This is a genomic window from Klebsiella sp. RCJ4, from assembly GCF_009025755.1.
Lineage (GTDB): Bacteria > Pseudomonadota > Gammaproteobacteria > Enterobacterales > Enterobacteriaceae > Klebsiella > Klebsiella michiganensis.
Genome location: NZ_WCIN01000042.1, coordinates 410,291 through 429,746 on the forward strand (window position 1 = coordinate 410,291; position 19,456 = coordinate 429,746).

Annotated in this window: 19 protein-coding genes; 15 read left to right on the plus strand and 4 right to left on the minus strand. The window is 57.5% G+C overall.

Annotated elements, in window-relative coordinates; all coding sequences use genetic code 11:
* Positions 1–71 precede the first annotated feature (71 nt).
* Entirely contained in the window at positions 72–719 is a 648-nt protein-coding gene (locus F8562_RS22755; protein ID WP_014227291.1) for a TetR/AcrR family transcriptional regulator, read from the plus strand.
* Positions 720–934: 215 nt separating this feature from the next.
* Here the strand turns inward: F8562_RS22755 and F8562_RS22760 are convergent, their stop codons facing one another.
* Positions 935–1,351 (minus strand): GNAT family N-acetyltransferase, encoded by a 417-nt coding sequence (locus F8562_RS22760; protein WP_014227292.1) that lies wholly within the window; start codon positions 1,349–1,351, stop codon positions 935–937.
* 453 nt (positions 1,352–1,804) lie between these two features.
* On the opposite strand from F8562_RS22760, the gene F8562_RS22765 reads away from it, so the two are divergent.
* The 9 genes from F8562_RS22765 to F8562_RS22805 all read left to right on the plus strand — a co-directional run bounded on the left by F8562_RS22765 (position 1,805) and on the right by F8562_RS22805 (position 12,848).
* The gene (locus F8562_RS22765; protein ID WP_014839825.1) at positions 1,805–2,929 is read left to right on the plus strand and encodes an efflux RND transporter periplasmic adaptor subunit; all 1,125 of its coding nucleotides are present in this window, start codon (positions 1,805–1,807) and stop codon (positions 2,927–2,929) included.
* Positions 2,929–6,036 (plus strand): multidrug efflux RND transporter permease subunit EefB, encoded by a 3,108-nt coding sequence (gene eefB / locus F8562_RS22770; protein ID WP_004855578.1) that lies wholly within the window; start codon positions 2,929–2,931, stop codon positions 6,034–6,036. The genes F8562_RS22765 and eefB overlap by 1 nt, the downstream gene beginning before the upstream one ends.
* Before the next feature lie 3 nt (positions 6,037–6,039).
* A complete protein-coding gene (locus tag F8562_RS22775) occupies positions 6,040–7,404 on the plus strand; it encodes an efflux transporter outer membrane subunit (protein ID WP_094909560.1) in 1,365 nt (454 codons plus the stop codon).
* Positions 7,405–7,454: 50 nt separating this feature from the next.
* Positions 7,455–8,621 (plus strand): multidrug effflux MFS transporter, encoded by a 1,167-nt coding sequence (locus F8562_RS22780; protein ID WP_014839828.1) that lies wholly within the window; start codon positions 7,455–7,457, stop codon positions 8,619–8,621.
* A 160-nt stretch (positions 8,622–8,781) separates the two neighbouring features.
* Positions 8,782–9,684 (plus strand): N-acetylmuramic acid 6-phosphate etherase, encoded by a 903-nt coding sequence (gene murQ / locus F8562_RS22785; RefSeq protein ID WP_009654080.1) that lies wholly within the window; start codon positions 8,782–8,784, stop codon positions 9,682–9,684.
* A 24-nt stretch (positions 9,685–9,708) separates the two neighbouring features.
* The gene (gene murP, locus F8562_RS22790; RefSeq protein WP_014839829.1) at positions 9,709–11,142 is read left to right on the plus strand and encodes a PTS N-acetylmuramic acid transporter subunit IIBC; all 1,434 of its coding nucleotides are present in this window, start codon (positions 9,709–9,711) and stop codon (positions 11,140–11,142) included.
* A 105-nt stretch (positions 11,143–11,247) separates the two neighbouring features.
* A complete protein-coding gene (locus tag F8562_RS22795; protein WP_014227298.1) occupies positions 11,248–11,484 on the plus strand; it encodes a type II toxin-antitoxin system CcdA family antitoxin in 237 nt (78 codons plus the stop codon).
* Between the two features lie 2 nt (positions 11,485–11,486).
* A complete protein-coding gene (locus tag F8562_RS22800; RefSeq protein WP_014839830.1) occupies positions 11,487–11,795 on the plus strand; it encodes a CcdB family protein in 309 nt (102 codons plus the stop codon).
* 150 nt (positions 11,796–11,945) lie between these two features.
* A complete protein-coding gene (locus tag F8562_RS22805) occupies positions 11,946–12,848 on the plus strand; it encodes an EamA family transporter (protein ID WP_014227300.1) in 903 nt (300 codons plus the stop codon).
* Positions 12,849–12,851: 3 nt separating this feature from the next.
* On the opposite strand, the gene F8562_RS22810 is transcribed toward F8562_RS22805, so the two are convergent.
* Both F8562_RS22810 and F8562_RS22815 read right to left on the minus strand, forming a co-directional pair.
* Positions 12,852–13,034 (minus strand): hypothetical protein, encoded by a 183-nt coding sequence (locus F8562_RS22810; protein ID WP_014839831.1) that lies wholly within the window; start codon positions 13,032–13,034, stop codon positions 12,852–12,854.
* A gap of 74 nt (positions 13,035–13,108) precedes the next feature.
* Positions 13,109–14,086, minus strand: coding sequence for an Rpn family recombination-promoting nuclease/putative transposase (locus tag F8562_RS22815; RefSeq protein ID WP_094909561.1), 978 nt, complete (start codon positions 14,084–14,086; stop codon positions 13,109–13,111).
* A gap of 209 nt (positions 14,087–14,295) precedes the next feature.
* On the opposite strand from F8562_RS22815, the gene F8562_RS22820 reads away from it, so the two are divergent.
* A complete protein-coding gene (locus F8562_RS22820) occupies positions 14,296–14,589 on the plus strand; it encodes a YicS family protein (protein ID WP_014227302.1) in 294 nt (97 codons plus the stop codon).
* Between the two features lie 23 nt (positions 14,590–14,612).
* Here F8562_RS22820 and F8562_RS22825 read toward each other — a convergent pair whose 3' ends face one another.
* The gene (locus F8562_RS22825; protein ID WP_014227303.1) at positions 14,613–15,554 is read right to left on the minus strand and encodes a LacI family DNA-binding transcriptional regulator; all 942 of its coding nucleotides are present in this window, start codon (positions 15,552–15,554) and stop codon (positions 14,613–14,615) included.
* Positions 15,555–15,848: 294 nt separating this feature from the next.
* On the opposite strand from F8562_RS22825, the gene F8562_RS22830 reads away from it, so the two are divergent.
* From F8562_RS22830 to F8562_RS22845, 4 genes are all read left to right on the plus strand, one after another.
* Positions 15,849–16,160, plus strand: coding sequence for a PTS sugar transporter subunit IIB (locus F8562_RS22830; protein ID WP_014839834.1), 312 nt, complete (start codon positions 15,849–15,851; stop codon positions 16,158–16,160).
* An 11-nt stretch (positions 16,161–16,171) separates the two neighbouring features.
* Positions 16,172–17,497: a PTS sugar transporter subunit IIC gene (locus F8562_RS22835; protein WP_014227305.1), complete on the plus strand. Its 1,326-nt coding sequence runs from the start codon at positions 16,172–16,174 to the stop codon at positions 17,495–17,497.
* A gap of 108 nt (positions 17,498–17,605) precedes the next feature.
* Positions 17,606–17,908: a PTS lactose/cellobiose transporter subunit IIA gene (locus F8562_RS22840; RefSeq protein ID WP_004855598.1), complete on the plus strand. Its 303-nt coding sequence runs from the start codon at positions 17,606–17,608 to the stop codon at positions 17,906–17,908.
* Between the two features lie 227 nt (positions 17,909–18,135).
* Positions 18,136–19,456 (plus strand): carbohydrate porin (locus tag F8562_RS22845; RefSeq protein ID WP_151891948.1); only part of this gene is annotated, 1,321 nt, incomplete at its 3' end.

The window sequence follows — 19,456 nt, forward strand, 5'->3', positions numbered from 1 at the left end:
CGCTTGAAATTAATTAAATGCATAATTAATATTTAGGGAAATGATGAATCTGGTCAAGGGATCGCCACAGGATGTCAGCACAAAAAGACAACGAAGCCCCGCGTCGTCCCGGTCGCCCGCGCGGGCAGAAATCCGGCTCCGCCAACCGCGAACAGCTGATGGATATTGCCCTGGCGCTGTTTGCCCGCCACGGGATCGCCCGCATTTCGCTGAACGCCATCGCCAAAGAGGCGGGGGTAACGCCCGCGATGCTGCACTACTACTTCAGCTCGCGCGAAGCGCTGGTGGAAAAGCTGGTCGAAGAGCGCTTTATGCCGCTACGCAGCGAGATCGGACAAATTTTTGTCGCGCACGGCGACGATCCGGTCACCGCTTTTACGCTGCTTATTGAAACCCTGGCGGCCATGGCGGAGAAAAACGCGTGGTTCGCGCCGCTGTGGATGCAGGAGATCATCGGCGAGATGCCGGTGCTGCGCCAGCATATGCACGCGCGTTTTGGCGATGAGAAGTACCACAAGATGCTGGAGACGGTGCGCCGCTGGCAGCGGGAGGGCAAGCTTAATCCGGCGCTCTCCCCGGAGCTGCTGTTTACCACCCTGATAAGCCTGGTGCTGGTGCCGTTTTCCCGCACCCACACCGATCCGCGGTTGCAATCGGTAGACCGGAAGATGATTGTCAGCCACGCCCTGGCGCTGACAGGCCGGGGGATCGGCGGCTAATTCCCCCGGCTCGCGCTGCGCTTAGCCGGGCTACAGGTTCACAGCCGTCTGCAATCCGGGGAATACAATCCGGTTCACAACCGCCTGCGATCGGGTAGCCCGGATAAGGCGACAGCCGCCATCCGGGGGATTCAATCCGCTTCACAGCCGCCTGCGTTCGGGTAGCCCGGACAGGCGCACAGCGCCGCCTCCGGGAGGGTCTCCTGAGGCCAGGTTTACAATGCTTTCGATAAATAGTGGCGCTGCATGCCCACGTGCGGAAAACCCGGCAGCGACATCTGCAGCTGATAGCCCAGCTTCTGATAAAACGGCAGCGCCTGAAAGCTGAACGTATCCACCAGCACGTGGCTGCAGCCGCGCGCCCGCGCCTGGTTTTCCGCTTCATGCATCAGCTCGCTGCCAAGGCCGCTGCCGCGCGAGGCTTCGCTGACCCACAGATATTCAATACACAGCCAGCTGCCCTTGCGTTTACCGATCAATCCGCCGCGCATCGCGCCAGCGTCATCGCGTGAATAAACGCCCAGCTCGCCGAACTGAGCCGGGTCCAGAAAGCGCAGATTGTATTCCCGCAGTCCCGCCAGCAGCTCTTCTTGATCGGCGGGATTAATGTTCTCTGTTATTATTAATGTCATTGATTATCTCCATCTTTTATTTTTCACAGACCATTCACCACCCTACTTTCACAAAATATCCTTTTTTTCTCCATTATTTCCTGACTAAATTCCCTGCACTAAATTTTGTGTAAAAAACCTTCCCATCATTCGGTACAGACGTATAATGGGGAAAAATGAGAACGATCATTCTCAAAACCAAAAACCATGGAGAACCCCACAAGTAATGCCCTGTAGCAGGCGTTATCGCTCGGTTCAGAGCCTGTAACCGCCGTCTGATGCCGTATTCGCCGCACGGGAAAATCTCGGAAAAACCGCTTAATCAATAGCGGTATTCACCGAGTTATTTACTGCAAACAGGAATATTTATTTCCCATTGGGTTATTTGTGCTTGCCCGGAGATGCATCATCGCCCGGCCCATCACCCCGCCACTGAATTTGCGGGGCGGACGTCGTTCATCCTGAGAAAATATAATGAAATATACTTTAGCCCCCATCGCAGCAGCATTATTTCTCCTTAGCGGGTGCGATAATGCGCAAAACGCTTCCCCGCAGCAGATGACGCAGGAAGTGGGTGTCGTTACCCTGCACGGCCAGCCTGTCCCGGTGGTGAGCAGCCTGACCGGACGCACCACCGCCTCGCTTAGCGCCGAAGTGCGCCCGCAGGTCGGCGGGATCGTGCAAAAACGCCTGTTTACCGAGGGCGATATGGTCAAAGCCGGACAGGCGCTGTACCAAATCGACCCATCAAGCTATCGCGCGACGTTTAACGAAGCCGCCGCATCGCTGAAACAGGCCCAGGCGCTGGTCATCGCCGATTGCCAAAAAGCCCAGCGCTACGCGGTGCTGGTCAAAGATAACGGCGTCTCCCGTCAGGACGCCGATGACGCGATAGCGACCTGTAACCAGGATAAGGCCAGCGTCGAGTCGAAAAAAGCGGCGCTGGAAAGCGCGCGCATCAACCTGAACTGGACCACCGTGACCGCACCGATTGCCGGGCGCATCGGGATCTCTTCCGTCACGCCGGGCGCGCTGGTGTCCGCCGATCAGGATACCGCGCTGGCGACGATCCGCGGCCTGGATACGATATACGTCGATCTCACCCGATCCAGCGTCGATCTGCTGCGCCTGCGTAAGCAAAGCCTGGCGAGCAACAGCGATACCCTTAACGTCACCCTGACTCTTGAAGATGGCAGTACCTACAGCGAAAAAGGTCGCCTGGCGCTGACCGAAGTGGCGGTGGATGAATCGACCGGCTCGGTCACGCTGCGCGCGGTCTTTCCCAATCCGCAGCACGTGCTGCTGCCGGGGATGTTCGTTCGCGCCCGTATAGACGAAGGCATCATGAACGATGCGATCCTCGCCCCGCAGCAGGGCATCACCCGCGATGCCAAAGGCGATGCCACCGCGCTGGTGGTTGACGCTAATAACAAGGTTGAACAGCGCAGCGTGGAAACCGGCGAAACCTACGGCGACAAATGGCTTATCGTCAACGGCCTGAAGAGCGGCGACAGGTTGATTGTCGAAGGGACCGGCAAAGTGGCGCCGGGCCAGCAGGTCAAAGCCGCCGAAGTCAAAAATGACGGAGGCAACGCCTGATGTTCTCCCGTTTCTTCGTGCGACGCCCGGTCTTCGCCTGGGTTATCGCCATTCTGATTATGCTCGCCGGGATTCTGGCTATCCGCACCCTGCCGGTCGCCCAGTATCCTGACGTCGCCCCGCCGGCGATAAAAATCTCCGCCACCTACACCGGGGCCTCTGCGGAAACCCTGGAAAACAGCGTCACCCAGGTTATTGAGCAGCAGCTCACCGGACTGGACAACCTGCTCTACTTTACGTCCACCAGCAGCTCCGACGGCTCGGTCAGCATTACCGTCACCTTTGAGCAGGGTACCGATCCGGATACCGCCCAGGTTCAGGTGCAGAACAAAGTGCAGCAGGCGGAATCTCGTCTGCCGAGCGAAGTTCAGCAGTCCGGCGTAACGGTGGAGAAATCGCAGAGCAGCTTCCTGCTGATCCTCGCGGTGTATGACAAAAACAACAAAGCCACCAGCTCCGACATCTCCGACTGGCTGGTCAGCAACATGCAGGATCCGATGGCGCGTATTGAAGGCGTCGGCAGCCTGCAGGTGTTCGGCGCGGAATACGCCATGCGCATCTGGATGGACCCGACCAAACTGGCCTCCTATTCGCTGATGCCATCCGATGTGCAATCGGCCATTGAGGCGCAGAACGTGCAGGTGTCCGCCGGTAAAATCGGCGCGCTACCCGCCTCCAACGCGCAGCAGCTGACCGCCACCGTGCGTGCCCAGTCGCGGCTGCAAACCGTCGCCCAGTTCAAAGATATTATCGTCAAGAGCAAGAGCGACGGTTCGGTAGTGCGCCTGAGCGACGTCGCCCGCGTTGAGATGGGCAGCGAAGATTACACCGCCTCCGCCAATCTCAACGGCCATCCGGCTGCCGGGATCGCGGTGATGATGGCGCCGGGCGCTAACGCCCTGAATACCGCGACGCTGGTGAAAAACAAGATTGCCGAGTTCCAGCGTCAGATGCCCCAGGGTTACGATATCGCCTACCCGAAAGACAGCACCGAGTTCATCAAAATCTCGGTGGAGGATGTGATTCAGACGCTGTTCGAGGCGATTATCCTCGTGGTCTGCGTGATGTATCTGTTCCTGCAAAACTTCCGCGCCACGCTGATCCCGGCGGTGGCGGTTCCGGTCGTGCTGCTAGGCACCTTCGGCGTGCTGGCGCTGTTCGGCTACTCCATCAACACCCTGACGCTGTTTGCGATGGTGCTGGCGATAGGCCTGCTGGTGGATGACGCCATCGTGGTGGTGGAAAACGTCGAGCGTATCATGCGCGACGAGGGGCTGCCCGCCCGCGAAGCCACCGAAAAATCGATGGGCGAAATCTCCGGCGCGCTGATCGCCATTGCCCTGGTGCTCTCGGCAGTGTTCCTGCCGATGGCCTTCTTCGGCGGCTCAACCGGGGTGATTTATCGCCAGTTCTCGGTGACCATTATCTCGGCGATGATGCTCTCCGTGGTGGTCGCCTTAACCTTAACCCCGGCGCTGTGCGGCGCGCTGCTGAGCCATTCTAAACCGCATACCAAAGGCTTCTTCGGCGCCTTTAACCGCCTGTGGGGACGCACCGAGCAGGGCTATCAGCATCGTGTTGTTGGCGGCCTGCGCCGCTCGGCGATGATGATGGGCGCTTTTGTCCTGATTTGCGGCGGCATGGCGCTGGCGATGTGGAAACTGCCGGGCAGCTTCCTGCCGACGGAGGATCAGGGCGAAATCATGGTCCAGTACACGCTGCCCGCCGGGGCGACGGCGGTACGTACCGCCGAGGTTCGCCGCCAGGTCACCGACTGGTTCCTGACGAAAGAGAAAGCCAATACCGACGTGATCTTTACCGTCGACGGCTTTAGCTTTAGCGGCAGCGGACAAAACGCCGGGATGGCCTTCGTGTCGCTGAAAAACTGGTCCGAACGTAAAGGCGAAGAAAATACCGCTCAGGCCATCGCCCTGCGCGCCACCAAAGAGCTCGGCAGCATTCGCGACGCCACCCTGTTCGCCATGACCCCGCCGTCGGTAGATGGCCTGGGGCAGAGCAACGGCTTCACCTTCGAACTGATGGCCAGCGGCGGTACCGATCGCGATAGCCTGATGAAAATGCGCAGCCAGCTGCTGGCCGCGGCGAATCAAAGTACCGAGCTGCAGTCGGTACGCGCCAACGATCTGCCGCAAATGCCGCAGCTGCAGGTGGATATCGATAATAACAAAGCCGTGTCGCTCGGGCTGTCGTTAAGCGATGTCACCGATACCCTTTCCAGCGCCTGGGGGGGGACCTACGTTAACGACTTTATCGATCGCGGTCGCGTGAAGAAGGTCTATATCCAGGGCGAAAGCGACGCCCGCGCCGTGCCGTCCGACCTCGGTAAATGGTTTGTGCGCGGCAGCGACGACAGCATGACGCCGTTCTCCGCCTTCGCCACCACCCGCTGGCAATACGGTCCGGAAAGCCTGGTGCGCTACAACGGCTCCGCCGCCTTTGAAATTCAGGGTGAGAACGCCAGCGGCTTCAGCTCCGGCGCGGCAATGGACAAGATGGAGGCCTTAGCCAATAACCTGCCCGCCGGTACCACCTGGGCATGGAGCGGCATGTCGCTGCAGGAAAAACTCGCCAGCGGCCAGGCGATGAGCCTCTACGCTATCTCGATTCTGGTGGTCTTCCTGTGCCTCGCGGCGCTGTATGAGAGCTGGTCGGTACCGTTCTCGGTGATCATGGTGATCCCGCTTGGGCTGCTCGGCGCGGCGCTGGCGGCGTGGATGCGCGGTCTGAGCAATGACGTTTACTTCCAGGTGGCGCTATTAACCACCATCGGCCTGTCGTCGAAGAACGCCATTCTGATCGTCGAATTCGCTGAATCGGCGGTGGAAGAGGGCTACTCCCTGTCGCGTGCCGCCATGCGCGCCGCGCAGACCCGTCTACGCCCTATTGTGATGACCTCGCTGGCGTTTATAGCCGGGGTGCTGCCGCTGGCGATCGCCACCGGAGCCGGGGCCAACAGCCGCGTGGCGATCGGTACCGGGATTATCGGCGGCACCCTGACGGCAACGCTGCTGGCGGTGTTCTTCGTGCCGCTGTTCTTTGTGCTGGTGAAACGTTTCTTCACCCGCCATCGTTCTTCTCAGGAGTAAGTTATGTTTCGTTTTACCTTAGTTTTTGTTGCGCTCCTGACGGCGGGCTGCGTCTCTCTCGACCCGCACTATGAACGTCCGGCCGCGCCTGTGCCGGCGACCCTGCCGGGTAGCCACGGCGAGGCAACCGCGGTAGTCAGCGACTGGCAGCAGGTAGTGAATGACGCTCGCCTCAAAAAAGTGGTGAACATCGCCTTGACCAGCAACCGCGACGTGCAGAAAGCGCTGGCCGATATCGAAGCCGCGCACGCCCAGTTTGGCGAAACCCGCGCCTCGCTGTTTCCGACCCTCGACGCCGAGCTGAGCCATACCCGCAGTAAAACGGTGGCCAGCGGCCTCACCTCGTCAGCGGAAGCCGACGGCGCGGTTTCCAGCTTCGAGCTGGATCTGTTTGGCAAGAACCAAAGCCTGACGCGCGCGGCGCGGGAAACCTGGCTTGCCAGCGAATTCACCGCCCAGAATACGCGTCTGACGATGATCGCCGATCTGACCACCGCGTGGATAACGCTCGCCGCGGACAACAGCAATCTGGCGCTGGCGCAGGACACCATGGCCAGCGCGGAGAACTCGCGCCGCATCGTCACCCGCCAGATGGAAGTCGGCACCGCCTCGGCAGGCGACCTGAGTGATGCCGAAAGCGTTTATCAGCAGGCGCGCGCCAGCGTCGCCAGCTACCGCACGCTGGTGGCGCAGGATAAAAACGCGCTCAACCTGCTGGCCGGAGAAACCGTGCCGGATAGCCTGCTGCCCGGCACGCTGGAAAGCCTTGGCGATCGGAGTATCACCCTGGTGCCGGCGGGCGTCTCTTCATCGGTACTACTGCGCCGCCCGGATATCCAGGAAGCGGAGCATAATCTGAAGAGCGCTAACGCCGATATCGGCGCGGCGCGGGCCAATTTCTTCCCGTCCATCTCGCTGACCGCCAGCGCCGGGGTCGGCAGCGACTCGCTCTCGTCGCTGTTCAGCCACGGCATGCAGGTGTGGTCATTCGCGCCGTCCATCAGCCTGCCGCTGTTTACCGGCGGCAGCAACCTGGCGCAGCTGCGCTATGCTGAAGCGGAGAAAAAGGGGCTGATCGCCACCTATGAGAAGACGATTCAGAGCGCCTTTAAGGATGTCGCCGACGCGCTGGCGCGCCGGGAAACGCTCAGCGAACAGCTGGACGCGCAGAATAAATACGTCGCGGCGGAGCAGAAATCGTTGAATATCGCGATGAAGAGCTATCAGGCCGGGGTCGGAGATTATCTGTCGGTGCTGACCGCCCAGCGAACGCTGTGGTCGGCGCAGGCCACGCTTATCTCCCTCCAGCAAACGGATCTGGAAAACCGCATTACCCTCTGGCAGTCGCTGGGAGGCGGCGCCAGCTAACGCTTTTGCCGGGCGGCAACGCCCGGTTTGATGACAAGGAGCCCGTTGATATGTCCCGAATTTCCCTCTCCTGGGTCGTGGTTCTCGGTTTGCTCAGCGCCATTGGGCCGCTGTGTACCGACTTCTATCTGCCCGCGCTGCCGGAAATCACCCAGCAGCTCAGCGCCACCGGCACGCAGACCCAGCTTTCGCTGACCGCGGCGCTGATTGGCCTCGGCCTTGGACAGCTGTTTTTTGGCCCGCTGAGCGACCGCATTGGCCGTAAAAAGCCGCTGGCGCTCTCCCTGCTGCTGTTTATCTTCTCCTCGGCGATGTGCGCGATAACCTACGATATCCATATGCTGATCGCCTGGCGCTTTCTGCAGGGCTTCGCCGGCGCGGGCGGCTCGGTGCTGTCGCGCTCCATCGCCCGCGACAGGTATCAGGGTACGCTGCTGACCCAGTTTTTCGCCCTGCTGATGACCGTTAACGGCATTGCGCCGGTGCTTTCACCGGTACTCGGCGGCTGGATCATCACCGCCTTCGACTGGCGTATCCTGTTCTGGGCGATGGCGGCGATCGGCGTTGTCTTGCTGCTGCTCAGCCTGACGGTGCTGCACGAAACGCTGCCGGCCAAAAGCACCGCCTCGGCTACGCGGCAGCAGGCTGATGCGCCGGTGCTGAAAAACCGCCGCTTTATGCGCTACTGCCTGATTCAGGCCTTTATGATGGCCGGGCTGTTTTCATATATCGGCTCGTCTTCGTTCGTTATCCAGAGCGAATATGCCATGAGCGCGATGCAGTTCAGCCTGCTGTTCGGCCTTAACGGTATCGGGCTGATTATCGCGGCGCTGATCTTTTCCCGCCTGGCGCGCCGCTTCAGCGCCGAAGCCCTGCTGCGCGGCGGCCAGCTGCTGGCGGTGGCGTTTGCCGCTATCACCCTGCTCGTCGCCTGGCTACCGCAGCCGACGCTGGCGCTGGTCGGCCTGTTCTTTACCGTTTCCATGATGAGCGGTATCAGTACCGTTGCCGGCTCGGAAGCGATGAACGCCATTCACGCCCGCCAGTCCGGCACCGCTTCCGCCCTGATGGGCACGCTGATGTTTGTGTTCGGCGGTATTGCCGCGCCGCTGGCCGGACTCGGCGGCGAAACGATGCTCAAAATGAGCTTCGCGATGACCCTTTGCTATCTGGCCGCGCTGCTGATTGGCCTGAAAAAGCCGCGCCCCATCGCATAACCTCCTCCGGGGTAATAAAATATTCCAATTATATTACCCCTATTTTTCCCGTCAGTACTGTAATCTCCTATTATTCCTTCAACACCAATCGTGATAACCTTCACAGGAAAGGAATAATTAATTCCTTATACTGCCCGCCACCGTGAATAAAGAGGTTCCTATGAGTATCGACCTGAGCAAACTGCTGACCGAGCGCCGCAACGCCAATAGCGCCAACATTGATATCCTCACCACCGAAGAGATGCTGACGGTGATTAACCAGGAAGACCAGCAGGTGGCTCACGCCATCACCCCCTATCTGCCGCAAATTGCCCAGGTGGTGGATAAGGTCGCGGCGGCGCTGCAGGCGGGTGGTCGACTGATTTACATTGGCGCGGGCACTTCCGGGCGTCTGGGGATCCTTGATGCCAGCGAGTGTCCGCCGACCTTCGGCACCCGCCCGGAGCAGGTGGTGGGCATTATCGCGGGCGGCCATAAAGCCATACTGAGCGCCGTAGAGAACGTCGAAGACAACAAAGCGCAAGGGGCGATGGACCTGCAGAACCTGAACTTTAGCAGCCGCGACGTGCTGGTCGGCCTGGCCGCCAGCGGACGCACGCCGTACGTCATCGGCGCGATGGAGTATGCCCACAGCCAGAACGCTTTTGTCGCCATCGTCAGCTGTAACCCGCACGGCGAAATGGCCCAGCTGGCGGACGTCGCCATTACGCCGGTCGTGGGTCCGGAAGTGGTGACCGGCTCAACGCGCCTGAAGGCGGGCACAGCGCAGAAGCTGGTGCTGAATATGATTTCTACCGGGGCGATGATCCGCATCGGCAAGGTCTACAGCAACCTGATGGTGGACGTGGAAGCGACCAACGCCAAGCTTATCGAGCGCCAGGTGTCCATCGTCATGGAAGCGACCGAATGCGATCGCGCAACCGCCCAGAGCGCGCTGGAAGCCTGCGATCGCCACTGCAAAACGGCGATTGTGATGGTGCTGGCTGATTTAAGCGCCGCGGATGCCCAGGCGCTGCTGGCAAAAAATAACGGCTATATCCGCAAGGCGCTGAGCCACTCCTGACCGCTGACTCACGGGTAATCTGCAATGGCAAAAATAAATAAAGAGATGATAGCGCGGATCCTGCAGCACGTTGGCGGAGCCGGGAACGTCGCGCAGGCGGGCAACTGTATGACCCGGCTGCGCCTGACCCTGCGCGATGAATCACGGGCCGATAGCGCCGCCATCCGCCAGATTGATGGCGTAATGGGGGTGATCGTTAGCGATGAACAGTTCCAGGTCGTCCTTGGGCCCGGCAAGGCGCAAAGCGCGGCGGAAATGATGAATGCGTTACTGGAAGAAGCCCCGGCGGATGCGCCATCGCTGGCCGATGTCGCCGCCGAAAAGAAACAGGCGCTGAAGAGCAAGCAAACCAGCGGTATTCAAAAATTCCTCGCGAAATTCGCCACCATCTTCACACCGCTCATTCCCGGCTTTATCGCCGTCGGCCTGCTGTTGGGGTTCGCGACCCTGGCGGAGCAGATATTTGTCCTCGAAAACGCGCATCCGAACGCGACATTGATGGCGCTGATCGGCTACATGAAGGTGTTCAGCAAAGGGATGTTTACCTTCCTGAGCATCCTGATCGGCTATAACGCCCAGAAAGCCTTCGGCGGCTCCGGGGTCAACGGGGCCATCATCGCTGCGCTGTTTGTTCTCGGCTATAACCCGGAAGCCACCAGCGGCTTCTATTCCGGGATTTCCACCTTCTTCGGCCACGGTATCGACCCGCGCGGCAATATTATCGGCGTGCTTATCGCCGCGATTATCGGCGCGTGGGTGGAACGACAGGTACGCCGCATCATGCCTGCCAACCTCGATATGATCCTCACCTCGGCGGTGACGCTGCTGATCATGGGCGCGATCACCTTTACCGTCATTATGCCTATCGGCGGCTGGCTGTTCACCGGGATGTCATGGCTGTTTCTGCACCTTAACGGTAACCCGTTCGGCTCTGCGGTACTGGCCGGCCTGTTCCTGCTGGCGGTGATGTTCGGCGTCCATCAGGGCTTCGTGCCGGTCTATTTCGCGCTGGTGGATGCACAGGGGTTTAACTCGCTGTTTCCGATTCTGGCCATGGCCGGTGCCGGACAGGTTGGTGCGGCGCTGGCGCTGTTCTGGCGGGCGAAGCACGGTTCTCTGCTGCGCACGCAGATTAAAGGGGCGATTATTCCCGGCTTTCTCGGCATCGGCGAACCGCTGATTTACGGCGTGACGCTACCGCGCATGAAGCCCTTTGTCACCGCCTGCCTCGGCGGCGCCTGCGGCGGTTTTTTCCTCGGGCTCATCGCCTGGCTGGGGCTACCGGTCGGCCTGAATACGGTATTTGGCCCGTCCGGGCTGGTGGCGCTGCCGCTGATGACCTCCGGCAGCGGCATCTACGCCGGAATGGCGGTGTATGCCGCCGGGCTGGCGGTCTCTTACCTGTGCGGCTTCGCCCTGACCTGGCTGTTCGGCAGTAAAAACGTTGATTTGAGCTAAGAGGCGCGTCCGGCGCATAAAAATTGAATCTTTTTTAACCCGCCGAATGGCGGGTTTATTTATTTCTGTGTAATCTACACGTGTAGATTACACAGGAGATGCCCTATGCCAGCCGCAAAACGCAATAAGCAGAACGTCAGCGTGACACTGGACCCAGGCCTGGTCAAACAGGCTCGTGAGGTCGGCATCAATCTGTCTCTAACGTTGACTAACGCTCTAAAAAGCGAAATCCACAGCCTCGAAATAGCCCGCTGGCAAAAAGAAAATGCCCAGGCAATCGACTACCTCAATAATTTAACTGAGGAAAATGGACTTCTCTCTGATGAATACAGGACGTTCTAAATATGCAGTATTACGTTTATAAGAATACAGGTCGAATTGCTGCGTATCCTTACCTCCTTGATGTACAGAGTGACATTATCGGCAAGCGCAATACTCGGGTCGTGATTCCACTGTTTCCACTGAAAAACTATAAAGGCCCACGCGCCGATCGTTTAACACCGCTTGTCACCGTAGAAGGGGAAGAATACGTCGTGATGACTCACGAACTCGCCAGCATCCCACATCGTGTTCTGGGTAAAGAAGTTTGTAATCTGAATCACCAGCGCGAAGTCGTTAAAGCTTCAATGGATTTTCTTTTCGACGGGATCTAACTCGCTACAAGCTTACGCGTCAGATCGCCAAACCCAACGATCTTCCGCCGCAAGGGGCACGCAAATACTCCGACTACCCTTTCCTGCCCCGCTTCCCGCGCGTACTCATGCTATGATACTGCTTTCGCGCTATTTTCACCTGAGGGAAAGATGGGCTCCAGCAAAAAAGGGATGCTGAACGTACTGATCGCCGCCGTGCTGTGGGGCAGTTCGGGCGTCTGCGCGCAATATATTATGCAGCAAAGCCAGATGTCATCGCCGTTTCTGACCATGACGCGCCTGCTGTTCGCCGGCCTGATCCTTCTGATGCTCTCGTTCTTCCACGGCGATAAGATTTTCCGCGTCCTGCAAAACCGCAAAGACGCCGCCAGCCTGCTGATCTTTTCGCTGTTCGGCGCGCTCACCGTGCAGTACACCTTTCTGATGACTATCGAGCAATCCAACGCCGCCACCGCGACGGTGCTGCAGTTTCTGTCGCCGACGATTATCGTCGCCTGGTTTGCCATCGCCCGCAAAACGCGCCCCAGCCCGCTGGTGCTCGCGGCCATCGCCACCTCGCTGGCGGGCACTTTCCTGCTGGTGACCCACGGCAACCCGACGACGCTGTCGATTTCCCCCACGGCGCTGTTCTGGGGGATTGCTTCGGCGTTTGCCGCCGCTTTTTATACAACTTATCCTTCGACGCTGATTGCCCGCTACGGCACGCTGCCGATTGTCGGCTGGAGCATGCTGCTCGGCGGCGCCATGCTGCTGCCGTTCTACGCCGGACAGGGCAACCATTTTGTGGTGACCGGCGGCCTGCTGCTGGCCTTTTTCTACCTGGTGGTAATCGGCACCTCGCTGACCTTCAGCCTCTACCTGAACGGCGCGCAGAAAATTGGCGGCGCGAAGGCGGGGATCCTCAGCTGCGCGGAGCCGCTGAGTAGCGCCCTGCTCTCCCTACTGCTGCTCGGCATCACTTTTACTCTCCCGGACTGGCTGGGCACGCTGCTGATTCTCTCATCGGTGGTGCTGATCGCCATGGATTCGCGGCGGCGGGTTAAAACGGCCTGACGATTATCGGCCAGGAGAGGCTGCGACCTGAGTTTGCAGCATCTTCAGGTCGTCATCCGACAGCTCACAAACCACCTGCACCAGCTCGCACTCAAATCCCTGTTCCAGACATGAACGAGCAATACGCAACGCCTCTTCTCGTTTACCTTCCTGAAATCCTTCATAAAACTCCAGGTATAATTCCAACAGATATCCCAGTAAATACTCAGGTTGTAACTCCTGTGGTATCTCTTCCAGCGGTAGCCTCTCTACAATCTTTATTAATTTTCCCCCATCTTGAGGGATGCATCCTGGAATGCATTCAGATCGTCATCAGAGAGCCCAATAGTCATCCGTACCAGCTCGCGCTCAAACCCCTGCTCCAGAAGTGAACGGGCAATACGCAACGCTTCTTCTTGTCTACCCTCTTGTTTACCTTCTAACTTGCCCTCCAACTTGCCCTCCAACTTGCCCTCCAACTTGCCTTCTTGTCTCCCTTCCTGCCGTAGCCTTTCCGCAATCGTCATGAGTACCTCCTTATGTTGAGGAACGCGCCGCTCGACCTCGTGAAGAAATTCACCAAAGTGAGGCGCATCGCCGCACTGCAGCATGTAATTAAACAGCGCTTTCAGTTGGCTGTCATTAGCGCAACCTTTAACCAACAGCTCGGCTAATCGCTCCACCAGGCCAAGTAAATCGCGCTGGCGAATATGCTTTTGAATCAGCTCCAGCAGCGCCACGCGCCGGTGCTGCATAATGTCGTCATCCGGAACCACCGTAATATCCACCAGCGGGAAAGCGGCGGCATAAAGTCTTCGCGCCGTCTGCGTATCAGTAAACTCATCCAGCCAGCAAAGCGAGAAGGGATAGGGACTTTTCGCGCCGTGATAGAACAGCATCGGCACCACCAGCGGCAGCGTTTTATGCCCGGCATCCAGGTGACGCTGCATCGCCGCCAGCGCGTAGCGCATCAGCCTGAAGGCCATATGCGCATCCGGCGTGCTCTGGTGTTCAATCACCACGTAAATATAGCCGTTGCCGTCGCGGGTTTTCAGCGACCACAGCACGTCGGAGTAGCTGGCACGCAAATCTGCCTCAATAAAGCTGCCGGACTCCAGCCTGAGCGTTTGCAGATTACACAGCTGGCGTAGCGAAGCGGGCAGATGAATCTCGATAAAATCCCTGGCGCACTCGGGATGCGATAAAAACTGTTTAAATACCGCATCGTGCGGCGTCGAGGGGGTTCCTTTTTGCGTCATGATCCGCCATCCCTGAAACGTAATGGCTGGAATATATCCGTCCCAAAAAGCGCAAACACCTGCGCATCAACGGCTTTGCTTGCCGGTACGAAAGATAAATTTCAGCGGCTGAAACAGACTCATTCTTATGGAAACCAGCGCGCAAAATGTTGGTTCAGGAATGCGTCTATAGTTAGAGGAACCCTTTAATAAAAATAAGGATATCCGTGATGAAGAGAATGAGTTTTGCGCTTTCGCTGGCAGCCAGTCTGATGTTCTCCAGCGTGGCGACAGCCGCACCGCTCTCCGGACTGAAGTTTGAACAGCAAAAGCAGCAGATAGTGAAAGATGTGAGGAAAAATTGCCCTGCCAGCAGCGCGCTGGATGATACGCAGTTTGCTAACCGCGTGCTGGAATCAGCGGAAAATAAGACCGCCGTACAAAGCGCGACGCGGGCGCTGGATAAAAACAACAGCGCCGCTTATCAGAAGGCCATTAGCGGCATTCAGTGCCCTACGCCCTAGTACCGGGCGCGGAGGCGTCACCATTAGCGGTTCGGAATAATCAAATCTCCGCGCAGCGGGCTGCTGGCGAGCATTTGCGTCTTCTCGGTCAGCCAGTTGACTATCTGGCTGGCCATCGCGTCCATGGAATATTCAATCGCCGGAATCGTCGGAATACCGGGCAGCTGTAACGAGCCCGCCAGGCTGAACACCATGACTTTTTCCGGTACCGCGCGATTAAACGCCTGGAGCTGCGGTACCACCAGCTGCGCCTGCTGCTCGTTGGCAACCAATAACGCATTAAAATTCAGGGTGGTTGCGTTGTTCACCAGTTCCTGAACCGCCACGGACGGCGAATGGCTGTCGAGAAAAACCAGGTTGCGATTGAACGGCAGAAAATTCTTTTCCAGCGCGTGCTTATAGCCCAGCAGAACCTGGTCAGCAAATCCGCTGGCCTGAGGATGAATCAGCGCAATCTGCCGCCGCCCCTGGCTTATCAGATAGTTGCAGGCAGTTTCCGCCGCAAAGGCGTGGTCAAACTGAATGCTATTCGTTGCGTCGCTTTCCAGGCAGTCAATCAGCACTACGTCGGGCCGGTCGATATTGAGCGGAAACCGCGCGCCGATGATTAACACATTATCGCAGAGGCCGCAGGTCAACTCTTCCAGCGAATGGAGCACTCTACCGCGGCTGTTGGCAAAACGCAGCAGCAGGTGCATCTGGTGCTGGCTGAGCTGTTTTTCCAGCGCGTAGAGATAGCTGGTGGTTTGATTAATGTTGTCCTGGGCGCAAATGACGCCGATGCAGCCGGTGGTCTGACTCAGCAAAGATTGCGCGATCATATTCGGCCGGTAGTTAAGCGCTTCCGCCGCCTGCAATACCGCCTGTCGGCTGGCTTCCTTTACGCCGCGCGAACCACTCAACACCCGAGAGACTGTGGCTTTAGATACCCCAGCTAACCGTGATACATCGTTGATTGTAGACATTATTTTCCCCTGACAGGGCCAGTCCGATCCCTGTAAATCCTTGAACCTGAATCGCTTCAATAATAACCAGCGGCAGTATATCCGTTTCCCTTTTTATTTGGAAACCGATTTTCCGTTTCATGGAAAATCGTAGCAAAAACCAGGAAAATTTGTGAGCCAAATCTAATTAACACGCCCTTTGACTGACAGATCTTGACGGTTATCACAGTTCTGTTTTTTATAAATGGAAACCGGTTTCCGTCTGATATCAAATCATCCACGCAATAACTTTTTACATTTTGAGGACAATCGTCGATGTACAAGATTATGCTGTGCTGCTCTGCCGGAATGTCCACCAGCCTGTTGGTCAGAAAGATGGTTGATGCCGCGAAGGAACGTAACCTGCCGGCGCAGATTGACGCCTACGGAGTTTCCGAATTTGACATGCAGTTTCCGCAATACCAGGTGGTGCTTCTTGGGCCACAGGTGAAATACATGCTGAAAAACTTAGCTGAGAAAGCCGCTCCCCTGAATATTCCGGTCCAGCCGATTAACGCCATGGATTACGGAATGCAGCGGGGAGACAACGTCCTGGATTATGCCCTGTCGCTGATTGAAGCGCATTAAGAGGTGTGCAAATGAGTTCTCTGTATCAGTCCATGATTGCCGCGATCGAGCAATCAATTACCCCGCTGGCAGGACGCCTTGGGCAGCAGAAATACGTTATCGCGATTCGCGATGGTTTCACTGCCGCATTGCCGTTTATGATCATCGGCTCATTCATGCTGGTATTTATCTTTCCGCCTTTTTCCCCGGATACCACTAACGGTTTCGCCCGCGGCTGGCTGGACTTCTCCCAACAGTATCGCGAACAGCTGATGCTGCCGTTTAACCTCAGCATGGGCGTGATGACGTTCTTTATTTCGGTGGGGATCGGCGCCAGCCTGGGACGCCAGTTCCAGCTCGACCCGGTGATGTCCGGTCTGCTGGCGTTTATGGCTTTCTTACTGGTTGCCGCGCCGTACGCCGATGGCAAAATCTCCACCCAGTACCTCTCTGGTCAGGGTATTTTTACCGCCTTGATCACCGCCATCTATTCCACCCGCGTTTACGCCTGGCTAAAGCAGAACAACATTACGATTCGCCTGCCGAAAGAAGTGCCGACCGGCGTTGCGCGTTCGTTTGAAATCCTTATCCCGGTGCTGGTGGTGATCGCGACCCTGCATCCGCTGAATCTGTTTATCGAAGCGCAGACCGGTATGATCCTGCCGCAGGCGATTATGCATCTGCTGGAGCCTCTGGTTTCCGCCTCTGACTCCCTACCGGCGATTCTGCTTTCCGTCCTGATGTGCCAGATCTTCTGGTTCGCCGGGATCCACGGCTCGCTGATCGTGACCGGCATTATGAACCCCTTCTGGATGGCCAACCTGTCGGCGAACCAGGCAGCGCTGGCGGCCGGTGCGGCTCTGCCGCACGTCTATCTGCAGGGTTTCTGGGACCACTACCTGCTGATTGGCGGCGTCGGCTCCACGCTTCCGCTGGCGTTCCTGCTGCTGCGTAGCCGCGTCACCCACCTGCGCACCATTGGCAAAATGGGTATCGTACCGAGCTTCTTTAATATCAATGAACCGATTCTGTTCGGCGCGCCGATTATCATGAACCCGATGATGTTTATCCCGTTCGTCTTTGTGCCGATGATTAACGCCGTTCTGGCTTACGGGGCGACGCGCCTCGGCTGGCTCAGCCAGGTCGTTTCGCTGACGCCGTGGACGACGCCGGCGCCTATCGGCGCATCATGGGCTGCAAACTGGACGCTAAGCCCGGTGGTGATGTGTTTAATTTGCATGGTGATGTCGGCGGTAATCTACCTGCCCTTCCTGCGCGCCTATGAACGCTCGTTAATGAAAACTGAAGTTGAAAAAGCAAAAGCCGCAGTGCCGGTTGCCGAAACGGTCAGCCAATAATTAATCTATATATTTAATATTATATTTAAGATGACGGCATAAATAATGCGGAAAAGGGACTTTCACTGCATTATTTAAAGAATAAAGTTAATGACCTCAGGATCTATCATGATTGAATTAGAAGATGCGGTAATGGAAATTATCGTTAATGCGGGCCAGTCACGCTCATTATGTTTTGAAGCGCTCCATTGCGCCCGCAACGGTAATATAGATGAAGCGCGCTTGCTTCTGAATGAAGCCGATGGCTACGCCCGCCGGGCGCACCAGATGCAGACCCGGCTTATCGAGCAGGACGCTGGCGAAGCGCGCCAGCCGATGACGTTAATTATGGTCCATGCTCAGGATCACTTAATGAATTCACTGCTCGCCCGTGAATTTTCGGAAGAGTTAATTCATTTATACCAGCGTTAATTTATATCAATATTTAGCAACTGTACCCGAACTAAATATACCAGCTTATCCTGGCGGGATAGCTATTATCTAAATATATCCGTCATATTTCAAGCTGCATGTACGTTGGCTGCGCTCGCTTACCCGAATCACTTACCAAAGTAAGCTCATCGGGATTCACTCCCTTGCCGCCTTCCTGCAACTCGAACTATTTAGGATATATATAAATTATTAAAAGCGAGATAATGATGAAAACTGTAAAAATGCTGCCATTAACCATGGCGGTCGTCGCCGCGCTGTGCCCAATTTCCGTATTCGCACAAGAATTTACTCAGGAACAGATCGACGCCATTGTGGCGAAAGCCGTCGATAAAGCCCTGGCCGAACGCCAGGCGAAAATCGACGCCGCGGCTGATAAAAAAGTGGATGTTATCACCAACCCGCAGACCACCGCGGCCACGCCGGATATGGCGATCCCCTTCGGCCTGAAGTTCAGCGGCTACGCCCGCTACGGCGCGCAGTTCCAGACCGGCGATCAGAAGTTTGTCGGCGTCGATGGCTCCTATAACGGCGCCTCGGCGATCGGCCGTTTAGGCAACGAAGGCAACGGCGGCGAATTCCAGATAACCAAAGCCTTCAGGAGCAGTAAAGGCGCTATCTGGGATATCAACGTCATGTTTGACCACTGGAGCGATGAAGTTAACCTGAAAAAAGCCTACGTCGGCGTCACCAACGTGCTGGAGTCTAATCCCAACGCCTATATCTGGGCCGGCCGCGACTTCCATCAGCGCCCGCAGCAGGGGATCAACGACTACTTCTGGATGAACCACGACGGCCAGGGTGCCGGGGTGAAGAACTTTGATATCGGCGGCGTGCAGTTTGACGTGGCGGGAGTGTCGCAGGTGGAGTCCTGTAGCCCGGAAGTGATGGCGGACGAGGCCAACCCGTCGCGCATCACCTGTACCGGCGGCTCCGGTACCGGCGATAACGGCCACTACGCCCTGACCACCAAAACCCACAACATCAAGGCCGGGCCGATCGACGTTGAGGTGTACGCCAACTACGGTTTCGATTCGAAAGCGGTGGACAGCGACGAACGTCTCGACGCCTGGCAGGGCGGGCTGGTGCTGAGCCACACCAACGACAGCGGCGTCAATAAAGTGATCCTGCGCTACTCCGATAACTCGGATAACAGCGTCTACAACAAAACCGATGACCTGACCGCGATTTACGCCAGCTTTGAAGGGCTGCATAAATTCACCCGGCAGGCGCAGATCGAATATCTGCTGGCCTTCCACGACTATGACAACGGCAAGGATAACACCGATAACCGTAAAAACTACGGCGCCATTGTCCGTCCGATGTACTTCTGGAACGATGTGCACTCCACCTGGCTGGAAGCGGGCTACCAGCGCGTCGATTACGACCAGGGCGGCGATAACCACGGCTGGAAGCTGACGCTGTCGCAGAACATCGCCATCGGTATGGGGCCGGAGTTCCGCCCGATGCTGCGCTTCTACGTGACCGGCGGCCAGGTGGATAACAAGCGCACCGCGAAGGTTAACGGCA

Coding starts and splice junctions, on each gene's coding strand:
- F8562_RS22835 (WP_014227305.1), top strand. CDS start 16,172: ATGAGTTCTCTGTATCAGTCCATGATTGCCGCGATCGAGCAATCAATT.
- eefB (WP_004855578.1), top strand. CDS start 2,929: ATGTTCTCCCGTTTCTTCGTGCGACGCCCGGTCTTCGCCTGGGTTATC.
- F8562_RS22780 (WP_014839828.1), top strand. CDS start 7,455: ATGTCCCGAATTTCCCTCTCCTGGGTCGTGGTTCTCGGTTTGCTCAGC.
- F8562_RS22815 (WP_094909561.1), bottom strand. CDS start 14,086: ATGACGCAAAAAGGAACCCCCTCGACGCCGCACGATGCGGTATTTAAA.
- F8562_RS22765 (WP_014839825.1), top strand. CDS start 1,805: ATGAAATATACTTTAGCCCCCATCGCAGCAGCATTATTTCTCCTTAGC.
- F8562_RS22820 (WP_014227302.1), top strand. CDS start 14,296: ATGAAGAGAATGAGTTTTGCGCTTTCGCTGGCAGCCAGTCTGATGTTC.
- F8562_RS22805 (WP_014227300.1), top strand. CDS start 11,946: ATGGGCTCCAGCAAAAAAGGGATGCTGAACGTACTGATCGCCGCCGTG.
- murP (WP_014839829.1), top strand. CDS start 9,709: ATGGCAAAAATAAATAAAGAGATGATAGCGCGGATCCTGCAGCACGTT.
- F8562_RS22830 (WP_014839834.1), top strand. CDS start 15,849: ATGTACAAGATTATGCTGTGCTGCTCTGCCGGAATGTCCACCAGCCTG.
- F8562_RS22755 (WP_014227291.1), top strand. CDS start 72: ATGTCAGCACAAAAAGACAACGAAGCCCCGCGTCGTCCCGGTCGCCCG.
- F8562_RS22795 (WP_014227298.1), top strand. CDS start 11,248: ATGCCAGCCGCAAAACGCAATAAGCAGAACGTCAGCGTGACACTGGAC.
- F8562_RS22800 (WP_014839830.1), top strand. CDS start 11,487: ATGCAGTATTACGTTTATAAGAATACAGGTCGAATTGCTGCGTATCCT.
- F8562_RS22825 (WP_014227303.1), bottom strand. CDS start 15,554: ATGTCTACAATCAACGATGTATCACGGTTAGCTGGGGTATCTAAAGCC.
- F8562_RS22840 (WP_004855598.1), top strand. CDS start 17,606: ATGATTGAATTAGAAGATGCGGTAATGGAAATTATCGTTAATGCGGGC.
- F8562_RS22760 (WP_014227292.1), bottom strand. CDS start 1,351: ATGACATTAATAATAACAGAGAACATTAATCCCGCCGATCAAGAAGAG.
- murQ (WP_009654080.1), top strand. CDS start 8,782: ATGAGTATCGACCTGAGCAAACTGCTGACCGAGCGCCGCAACGCCAAT.
- F8562_RS22775 (WP_094909560.1), top strand. CDS start 6,040: ATGTTTCGTTTTACCTTAGTTTTTGTTGCGCTCCTGACGGCGGGCTGC.